9 protein-coding genes are annotated in these 10,097 nt (G+C 48.3%); 7 read left to right on the top strand and 2 right to left on the bottom strand.

Translation table 11 applies throughout. The annotated features are described in order from the left end of the window. The 6 genes from RMO27_RS19785 to RMO27_RS19760 all read left to right on the top strand — a co-directional run. Positions 1–294 (top strand): 4Fe-4S binding protein (locus RMO27_RS19785; RefSeq protein WP_309735761.1); only part of this gene is annotated, 294 nt, incomplete at its 5' end. Between the two features lie 70 nt (positions 295–364). Further along, positions 365–964, top strand: coding sequence for an NADH-quinone oxidoreductase subunit J (locus tag RMO27_RS19780; protein WP_309735757.1), 600 nt, complete (start codon positions 365–367; stop codon positions 962–964). A 126-nt stretch (positions 965–1,090) separates the two neighbouring features. Further along, positions 1,091–1,396 (top strand): NADH-quinone oxidoreductase subunit NuoK, encoded by a 306-nt coding sequence (gene nuoK / locus RMO27_RS19775; RefSeq protein ID WP_309735763.1) that lies wholly within the window; start codon positions 1,091–1,093, stop codon positions 1,394–1,396. 97 nt (positions 1,397–1,493) lie between these two features. Next, positions 1,494–2,939: an IctB family putative bicarbonate transporter gene (locus RMO27_RS19770; RefSeq protein ID WP_309735755.1), complete on the top strand. Its 1,446-nt coding sequence runs from the start codon at positions 1,494–1,496 to the stop codon at positions 2,937–2,939. Next, entirely contained in the window at positions 2,932–4,302 is a 1,371-nt protein-coding gene (locus RMO27_RS19765; RefSeq protein WP_309735753.1) for an O-antigen ligase family protein, read from the top strand. Before RMO27_RS19770 ends, RMO27_RS19765 begins: the two co-directional genes overlap by 8 nt. Positions 4,303–4,324: 22 nt before the next feature. Then, positions 4,325–4,777 (top strand): J domain-containing protein, encoded by a 453-nt coding sequence (locus tag RMO27_RS19760; protein WP_309735749.1) that lies wholly within the window; start codon positions 4,325–4,327, stop codon positions 4,775–4,777. Positions 4,778–5,394: 617 nt separating this feature from the next. Here RMO27_RS19760 and RMO27_RS19755 read toward each other — a convergent pair. Both RMO27_RS19755 and RMO27_RS19750 read right to left on the bottom strand, forming a co-directional pair. Then, positions 5,395–7,698: a CHASE2 domain-containing serine/threonine-protein kinase gene (locus RMO27_RS19755; RefSeq protein ID WP_309735747.1), complete on the bottom strand. Its 2,304-nt coding sequence runs from the start codon at positions 7,696–7,698 to the stop codon at positions 5,395–5,397. Positions 7,699–7,784: 86 nt separating this feature from the next. Continuing rightward, positions 7,785–9,071 (bottom strand): tetratricopeptide repeat protein, encoded by a 1,287-nt coding sequence (locus tag RMO27_RS19750; RefSeq protein WP_309735745.1) that lies wholly within the window; start codon positions 9,069–9,071, stop codon positions 7,785–7,787. Between the two features lie 367 nt (positions 9,072–9,438). Here RMO27_RS19750 and RMO27_RS19745 point away from each other — a divergent pair, with 367 nt between their 5' ends. Beyond that, entirely contained in the window at positions 9,439–9,852 is a 414-nt protein-coding gene (locus RMO27_RS19745) for a hypothetical protein (protein ID WP_309735744.1), read from the top strand. The last annotated feature ends 245 nt before the right edge of the window (positions 9,853–10,097 follow it).

Below are 10,097 nucleotides of genomic sequence, written 5' to 3'. Positions count from 1 at the left end.
AAAAAGAAACTCAATAGCTACAGTATCGATTTTGGGGTCTGTATCTTTTGTGGTAATTGTGTCGAATACTGTCCGACTAATTGTCTGTCTATGACCGAAGAATACGAGATGGCGACATTCGATCGTCACAACCTCAACTATGATAGTGTTGCCCTCGGGCGTCTGCCGACCAAAGTTACTGACGATCCGATGGTGACAGCATTGCGGACGCTGGCTTACTTGCCTAAAGGAGTAATGGATCCCCACGATCTACCGGCTGGTTCCCAACGCGCTAACGATACTAGCGATCGCTAACTACCACTGTTGTGAATAGTTGCTAACACTAAGTTTTTTCAGATTCGAGCACAAATAATCAATAACAAACATGCAAATTGCTGAAGGCGTTCAGTTAGTCACATTCGGAATTCTCTCACTAATGATGTTGGGAGCCGCTCTCGGGGTAGTTCTGTTTGCGAATATTGTTTACTCGGCCTTCTTATTAGGTGGGGTGTTTATTAGCATGTCGGGCATTTATATCTTGCTCAATGCTGATTTTGTCTCGGCTGCCCAGATTTTGGTCTATGTCGGTGCCGTGAATGTCTTGATCCTGTTTGCGATCATGTTGGTGAATAAGCGAGAAGACTTTAAACCCATGAAAAATGCCTGGATCAGACAGGGGACGACGGCGATCGTGTGCGCGGGCATCTTTGCACTATTGAGTACAGTTTCACTAATTACGCCCTGGAAAATCTCGACACTCACTACCCCGATGGCTAGTTCGATCGTGCCGATAGCCAAGCACTTTTTCACTGATTTTCTGTTGCCATTCGAGTTGGCTTCGCTACTATTATTGATGTCGATGGTGGGTGCGATTATTCTCGCACGTCGAGATTTTCTACCCGATAATATCACTGGGGTAACTTCCACACCAGCTAGCCTCACGCTGCCAGAGCGTCCGCGCGAGTTGGCTGGGGTTGATAAGTAGTGGATAATTGATAATTGATAATTGATAATTGATAGTTAATAGTTAATAGCTGGTATCTAGAGCGATCGACTAAATCGAATGAACATTTTAAGCGGGAATTTTATTATAATTACTATCTAAATTATGTTGCAATTACCATATTTTTTGATTTTAGCAGCCGCGCTATTTTGTATTGGTATTTATGGATTGGTGATGAGTCGAAATGCCGTGCGCGTGCTGATGTCGATCGAGTTGATGCTTAATGCTGTCAATCTCAATCTGATGGGTTTTTCTAACTATATCGATCCCGCTGAAATCAAAGGCCAAGTATTTACGGTATTCGTGATTGCGATCGCCGCAGCAGAAGCAGCAGTGGGACTAGCGATCGTCCTATCGATTTATCGCAACCGCGATACGGTTGATATGGAACAATTCAATCTACTTAAATGGTAATCGCGATCGAGTTGCATCTTGAACTAAAGATCGGTATCTCAGAGGTTGTTTGAAAGTACTGTCGATCGAAATATCCAACTCCCCGCTCCCCGCTCCCATGATCAATTCTTTGTGGCAACGCCTAACACTATCAGACTTCGCTATAGATAAATGGGTTGATGCTAGTTATGTACATCGCTGGGTCGGCAGCCTTCAGGCTTGGCGACAACAGAGTTGGGTGATGCAGTGGGGTGATGAAATTGGCGCAATCTTGACCTCCTTTGTCTTTGTACTTTCACCCTTCGTCCCTTCGATCCCTGGCTTGTCTACCGAGCTAATTGCCCTGATTATGGCTGGGGTGGCGGCTTTTTGGGTATTGTTGACGCTCACAGACAGGCGTGGTGGTGGCATCACACCGATCCATGTGACGCTGCTGGCATTCTGGGCGGTGTCGGCACTTTCGACAGCATTATCACCAGCCAAAGAAGCGGCACTTAGAGGGCTGAATTTAGTCAGCCTGTATTTGATCTTATTTGTGATGCTGGCACGGTTGTGTCGATCGAGTCGAATTCGGAACTGGCTGATCGGGGTATATTTGCATGTCGCCCTGATTGTCAGCGTTTATGGCGTACATCAATCGATTTATGGTGCCAAACAGTTGGCGACTTGGGTCGATGCGGAGTCTACATTGGCTAAGACTACGCGTGTCTATAGCTATTTGAATAATCCCAATCTGTTAGCGGGATATCTGTTACCGGCGATCGCGTTTAGTATCGCGGCTTGTGTTCTCTGGCGCGGTTGGTTGCCCAAAACTCTGGCCGTGGTGATGGTGGTGGTTGATAGCTACTGCTTGCAGGTGACATACTGCCGTGGTGCCTGGGTTGGTGCCTTTGTGGGCATGTTGGTAGCGGCGGCGTTGGTTTATTATTGGCTGCGGCCGGGATTGCCCAAATTTTGGAGATCGTGGGCATTACCGATCGCGTTAGGATCGATCCTAGCAATTGTGGGCATCGGCATGTTGTTAGTTCCCAGCTTGCGCGATCGCGTATTGAGTATTTTTAGCGGTAGCAAAGATAGTAGCAACAATGTCCGCTTAGAAGTCTGGAAAGCGGTCGGGAAAATGATTCACGATCGACCGCTATTGGGCTTTGGCCCTGGAGATCGGGTGTTCAAGAAGATTTATCCGATTTATCAAACTAGCCCCCGCTTCAGCGCGCTAGGTGCTTATTCGATCTTTCTCGAAACGATCGTCGAAATTGGCTATGTGGGTTTTGCTTGTCTACTCTGGGCGATCGTCGTCACGTTTAATTGGGGGGTTAATGGATTGGTAAAATTGCGTCAAACTGGCGATCGACAAGCTTTTTGGCTGATCGCGGCGATCGTCTCCATGGTCGCCCTGCTCGGTCAAGGCACGACCGATACGGAGTGGTATCGCCCACAAATTCAGACCCTGTGGTGGTTGATCGTCGGGATCGTGGCTAGTTTCGATCCAGGACTAGAGGAGCCAGAACGCGGTATATTACCAGCAACTGCCACCATCGATCGCGATCCCTCTGATGCCTAATTTTCTAACCCTGATTCCTGGTTCGACTTGGAAACATCCCCATCCGCGCTTGCAAACAGCTTGGAATTTTGCCAGGATCGGGTTCTTAATTTTTCCAGCATTACCCGCGATCGGGGTATTCCCGATCTTTATCGCCTTAGTCTTGACTTGGAAGAACGCCACATCGGAAATTCTGGCGCATCAGGTCAATTGGTGGTTGGCATTGTTGGGTGTATGGTCGATCGGGGTGTCATTATTTGGGGTCGAACCTGGGGATGCGCTGCTCGGATTGGCGAATTTATTGCCGCATTTTGGCTTTTTTGCCGCCTACAGCGTGCTGATCCAAACGACAGATCAGTTGCGGCAACTGGCTTGGATCTTGTTACTATCGGCAATTCCGGTCATGTTACTAGGATTTGCCGAGCTGTGGCTACATTGGGGCGGCGATCTGGCGATCGGGGGGACACCAATCCACATTCTCGGTTTGCATCCTGGCGGCAATCCCCTCGGTCGGATGGCATCGCTATTTGGCTATGCGACGGGACTGGCTGAATATTTGCAGATGGTGTTTATTTTGGCGTTGGGATTGTGGGTGGATACGTGGGAGCATCGGGGCGAAGATCGGTGGCAGGGAGAGCTAATTAGGAGTAAGCCAGTCGAGATTTGGCGATCGCCAAAATTGATTTATTTGACGGGATTTTTGGTAGTTTGCGGTACAGCCCTGATGCTGACTAGTTCTCGTGCTGCCTGGGGTGGCGCGATCGTCAGTTTACTGATATTTGCGCTCTACCAAGCATGGTATTGGTTGCTGGGATTGGTCGCCGCAGTGATGGCGATCGTCTTCAGCTCTGCCTATGCCCCATCGCCTGTGAAAGCACCCCTGCGCGCGATCGTCCCCCGCTATGTTTGGGCGCGAATTACCGATGAAATGTATCCCGACAGGCCCGAAGCCCTGACGCGGGTATCCCAATTTAAATTTGCCTGGAAACTAATTCAAGAACGACCGCTGACGGGTTGGGGCTTACAGAGTTTTGGCAAATTGTATCAAGCTTACAGTCACACTGAGGTACCCCAGCCACACAATCTTCTGCTCATGCTCTCATCGAGCCTCGGTGTGCCATTCACGATCGGCTTAGTGAGTATCGTCGGCTGGATCGTCGCGCGCGGTACGATCTTATTTCTGGATTTTCCGATCGACTGGCGGCCATCGCGGACAATTTTTTTCACCTTTATAATCGCCTTTGGAGGGTTTATCATGTTTAATATGACTGACGTGACGCTCCCCGATTTGCGCTTGAATGCCCTAGCTTGGTTGTTGCTGGCGAGTATTTGTGGATTGTATTATCAGTCGCAACCAACACGGCGATCGCGAGTAATCGAGTGACTCTTTCTCCAACTATTTGCTAGTGACTAGTCAACAGCAGCAAACTTACTACGATTTATTAGGTGTCTATCCTAGTGCCTCCGAGATCGAGATCCGGCGCGCCTATCGCGATCTGAGCAAAAAATATCATCCCGACACCACCACGCTCAACACCGCCACCGCCACAGCCAAATTTCAAGCATTGAATGAAGCCTATGCCACAGTCAGTCATCCCGATCGCCGTTCGGCATACGATCTGAAGATCGGCTATTCACGCCTCTTTGTGGTGCAAGCTCCCCCCAGATTCGATCGTCCCCCCGTGGGCATCCCTTCTCCTCTGGAGCATCGGCAGAATCGCTATCGCTCTTATGTCGGCCCGACTGAGCGACCGCTATCTGGTGGCGAAATTTTCGCATTATTTATGTTAATCTCCACCTTCCTCGGTTGTTTGCTACTCGCCATCTTCATTGGAGTTGCTAGAGGTGAAATATCTTGAGTGGATAGTGGATAGTTGACAACGTTGTGACTGAAATAACGTAAGTTTGGGTTAATCATCAGGCTTAAACCCACATTCCGCTAGTCTAAGCGATTCTCCAGGGGAGAGGCTTCGCCAACGAAAAACAATTAAAACGAAGCCATTGGATCGTAGCGATTTCATTCTCAACAATCTAAGACTATTGAGAATATGCTCTCGATCGCCAAAAACAGTCTAAATCGGTATAAACATTGCTAGGAGAGGATTGTAGATCTTATTATTTTTTAGCCGAACGCGCAAGCGCACCCCCAAGGGTGGTCGAACTAGCGGAATGTGGGCTTAAATACTGGTAAGTAGCCAATTGGTAAACGATGAGAACTTGCGGGACGTCAACTTTTCTAGTGGGGGCAGAACCCGGATCTGGGGGTTCCGACCCCCAGCCCCCCCGTTGAAGGGCGGAGTGCCGCCCCTCAAACTCCCCTGCACAAGGTTCGATCTGTTGGCAGCTTGACGCGCTTCGCATTAGCTTCGCAATGGGAATCGATCTGTGGGTTGGGGTTTACTTTTTGGGAGCGGTTCCGAAACGAAACCAAGAGTCATCGATCGAAAGTCCTTATCTCGAACTCACGTTATTTAGGTTACGGTAAATCGATTAACACTGCCGTAGCCGATTGATAACGATCTCGGAAATGATAAGCCACCATTTTATCCAAGACTCGCACGAGTTGCGGATCGATCGATACCCGATCGTGCCAGATCAGATCCCCAGTATTGTCATCCACAGGTAAATAACGCGGATGAGTATTAGTCAGAGCCTCGATCGCGATCGTCCCCAGAGAGTAAATATCGCTCGTATAATTCGGTTGCCCTGCATATTGTTCTGGTGGAGTATAGCCCCGCGTCCCGATCGCGATCGTCCGATCTTGTTCCTTAGTTAATTGGGGTTGGAGTTCCTTTACCGCCCCAAAATCGATCAGCACCAGCTTGCCATGATGGCGATCGCGAACGATATTACCAGGCTTGAGATCGCGGTGAATCACCCGCTGCGAGTGAATGAAACCCAAAACTGGTAATAACTGACGCAGCAAATCCAAGACTTTTGCTTCGCTCCAGGGCACTGTCGCACCTTCCAACTCGCGATCGAGCGGTGTCCCATCGATGAATTCCTGTACCAGATAAAACTCTTGACGATCCTCGAAATAAGCCAGTAAATGGGGAATTTGGGCATGGTGCCCCAATTTCGCCAAAATCTCCGCTTCGGTATTAAATAACCGCCGTGCCAAGCTGACAAAACTCGGATCGCGTCTAGCTGGCACTAAGTGCTTAATCACACACTGCGGTTTGCCAGGGCGTTTGGTATCCCGCGCCAGATAAGTCACCCCAAAGCCGCCAGATCCCAGGGATCGATCGGCTTGATAGCGGCCATCGAGCAAGTAATTAGGCGGCATCGTTCCCGCTGCCACACTGAGAGTCGGATGTTGCTCTTGTTTGAAGGTGACATCGAGTTGATGAGGGACGGTGAGATCGGGATCGATGGCAGTGGGTGCCATCGTCAATGGTAGCTCTGGTTGGACTGCATCGGCGGCGGGCACGACGGGAGCTGCCGATTGAGTTAATAGTAACTGGAGATCGGCGATCGCCCGATCGCGATCGATCGCCAAACTAGTCATCGCTTGTTGCTGCTGCTGGGTGTGATAACTAGTCAAACCCAACATCCCAATACTGCTGGCAATTAAGCCCACCACCGGACTTACCAGCGGCAGCCAACCTGCATGAGTAAAGGCGATCGCAAATCCACCAACTAGTAAGATTGTCACGCCGCCAACTGCGCCAAATAACTTCAGCGGATGGCGAATGTACCAAGCTAATCCACTCCCTGCCAGACACCACCCCGCAATCCAGATCCCTTCCCACCCGTCGGGCAGAAACCACCATAGGGATTGCTGATCGAGCACGGCACTGAGAATTTGACTGACAATTTGGGCGTGTACTACCACCCCTGGCATCGTGGCATCTTCAGCTTCGCCCGCACTATAGGGCGTCAGAAATTCATCTTTAAGCGAACTGGCTGTCGAACCGATCAGCACGATCCGATCTTTGATTAATTTCGGATCGACGCGATCGTTCAACAGATCGGAGATCTTGACGATCGACGCTACGCCAGCGCGATCTGCGGCACTACTTGGCGATCGATAGTTGAGCAAAATCTGATAACCCCCAGACTCGGCACTTTGGTACCCACCATCAGTACTGGAGATGGGCTTAAAATGGGCTGTACCGATGCTGAATTGCTGGTTTGAGTCAAACTTACCTTGATGCTGATGTTGGCGGATCAGGTATTCCTGAGCGAGTTGCAGCGCAAAGCTGGTTTCACTGGTACAGGGCGATTTGGGATCGCGAGCCATAAATAATAACGCCCGCCGGACGATCCCATCTCGATCGACTAGCAAATCCACAAAGCCCAGTTGCTCGGCGGGAATCCCTGGTGGCCCCGCAATGCCAGGATTTTTGAAGTTGCGATGCTGACAGGCGGGAATAATTAGATCGTTTTGCTCCCAAATTTTGGCTAAATCCGGCGCGCCAGGATCGATCGGATTGGGGCGAAACACATCCAAACCAATGACTTTGGCTTTGGCATCGGTCAGTTTTTGGATCGCTGTGGCGAGCGTGAGATCGGATAGCGGCCAAGTTTTTTGGAGGTTGAGATCTTCTTCGCTGATTGCCACGATCAGGATGCGCGGATCTTTTGGTAGCGATGGCTGCCAGCGGACGCTGCGATCGTAAACCGCTAATTCCCCCATCTCCCACCACCCCAACTGTTTAGTTCCTACCACCAGCCCCGCCACTCCCAACCCGACACCCAAAATTGTCGCTACTTGCCACGGGAGTTTGCGCTGATTGAAAGACTTCCAGATCGATGCTAAGGAGATCGTACGAGACATTGACAGGAATCATCGATCTGTCGATCGAAGTGACTGGGACTTGAGGTCGTCTCGATATTAGCAGTATTTCACCTCAGTTGTTACGTCTAAATAATCGGTGAAGTATTTTTGGCCTTTTGCCACTTTTTCAGTACCGACAACAAGGCTGCAGCTTCTTGTTTGTTGCCTTGTTGTTGAAACAGTTTTGCAGCCTTGGTCAGATCGGTGATGCCACCCGATTTGTCATTGAGATCGTACTTGACTAATGCCCGATTTTTATAGCTATGAGCGTCGGTAGGATCGAATTGGATGGCGCGACTGAAGTCAGCCAATCCGCCTTGAAGATCTTGAAATTTAGTTACTTTGAGTGCGCCCCGATTTTTGTAGCTAGTCGCATCTTGGGGCGCGAGTTGAATCGCTCGATTATAGTCGGCTAAAGCTCCTTTGACATCCTGAAGTTTGTCTACTTTCAATAACCCCCGATTGGTGTAAGCACGAGCGATCTTGGGGTTAATTTGGATCGAACGATCGAAGTCAGCCAATGCACCTTTGGGATCTTGAAGTTTTTCTGCTTTCAAAGTGCCCCGATTGACATAGATTTCGACATTGCGAGGACTGAGTTGAATGGCTCGATCGTAGTCAGCTAGAGCACCTTTGGGATCTTGAAGTTTGTGCTCTTTGAGAAAACCGCGATTGTAGTAAGCATGGCTGAGATCTGGCTTAAATTGGATGGCGCGATTGAAATCAGCCAAAGCACTCCGGTAATTTTGGCCGATCGCCTGGATCGCCCCACGATTATCGTAAACAGTAGCGAAGTCAGGTTTGAGTTGGATCGCCCGATTGAAAGCAGCTAAGGCACTGGGATAGTCTTTTTGCATGGCTTTGACAATTCCCCGATTGGAAAACGCCTCAGCATTTTTAGGATCGATTTGAATCGCTCGATCGAAATCAGTTAATCCACCTTTGATGTCCCGCAGTTTTTCCACTTTCAAACCACCACGACTATTATATGCTTTTGAATTTTTGGGGTCGATTTGAATCGATCGGTTGATATCTGCTAGTCCCCCTGCTACATCTTGCAACTTATCTGCTTTAAGCACTCCACGTCTTCTATAGGCATTGGCAAAGTCAGGCTTGAGTTGAATCGCTCGATTGATATCAGCTAATGCCCCACGATAATCTTTTTTATTGTATTTCTGCTCTGCTGAATTATAGTATTGCTCCGCAATTTTTGTGTTGTTTTTATCGACCGGAGCTGTTTGTCGATCGCGATTAGAAACTTGGACGATCGAGCTACGATCGACTGGATTTTTGGCAACAGCAATCGTCTGAATCAAGGGAATAATTATCACAATCGCCGTTGATTTTATCCAGATCGAGAGATTATATGGCATAAATGTTTGTTTGTAAAAACAGCAATATCGCTTTAGCCTTCAGCATCGATCTCCTACGACCCGACTACAAGCAAATAAAATTGATGCTAGATCGATATAATTTAACCTGTCAATGTACTGAGTTACAAAAATGACGGTCAGTTGATAAATATTTATAGTTTCAGATCTACTGAAAGTATCTGCAAGCTGAGCTTGTGAACGATCTTACTGATCTCCGTATTGATCGCAGACCTAAGTTATTTTTACCAAGTGTAATTATTAATTTGGAATTTTTGCCCCTTTAAAGAAATTGTGTTTATAATAGCAACATCACCACCGACAACTATCACTACACTCGTCAGTGTCTCGACATTGAGAAAATTAAGTAATGTTGAAATCTACTTTAGTCGCGTTAGGAACGATCGCAACTCTCGGCTCGATCGGCCAAAATGCTCAAGCCGTAACCGATCAAGTCGATCTGTTTTTAACACAGCGATCGCCTCTAAATCTTCAGGCTCAAGTTATGATGAATAATAACAAAACAGGTGATGGCAGCAATAATCCACCTCCAGCAAATAACCCGCCTCCAGCAAATAACCCGCCTCCAGCAAATAACCCGCCTCCAGCAAATAATCCGCCGCCAGTTAATAATTTTTCCCACAATCCTGCTTTTGGTCGCAATTCCTTCCCAGTCGATCGACCAGGACTACCTGCCGAATTTCCGCCAGGATCGCCACCAGGATTTTCACAAGGATTTCCAGCAGGGCTAAAAGTGCCCAACGCGCCAACTTTGTACATTTAGCTAGTGCGTCACTAATTTACTATGTAGTGACGCATTAGCCGATCCCCTCAATGACGTTCGTTTTCCCTTAATTTTCGGGTAGTGCAGAAAGTATACAAAAACAAGCCTCAAACTGTTGATATTATAAACACAATTTCTTTAAAGGGGCAAAAATTCCAAATTAATAATTACACTTGGTAAAAATAACTTAGGTCTGCGATCAATACGGAGATCAGTAAGATCGTTCACAAGCTCAGCTTGCAGAT

It is taken from the genome of Chamaesiphon sp. OTE_75_metabat_556 (genome assembly GCF_031378165.1).
Classification (GTDB): domain Bacteria; phylum Cyanobacteriota; class Cyanobacteriia; order Cyanobacteriales; family Chamaesiphonaceae; genus Chamaesiphon.
This window is presented reverse-complemented; position numbering and strand designations above follow the sequence as displayed.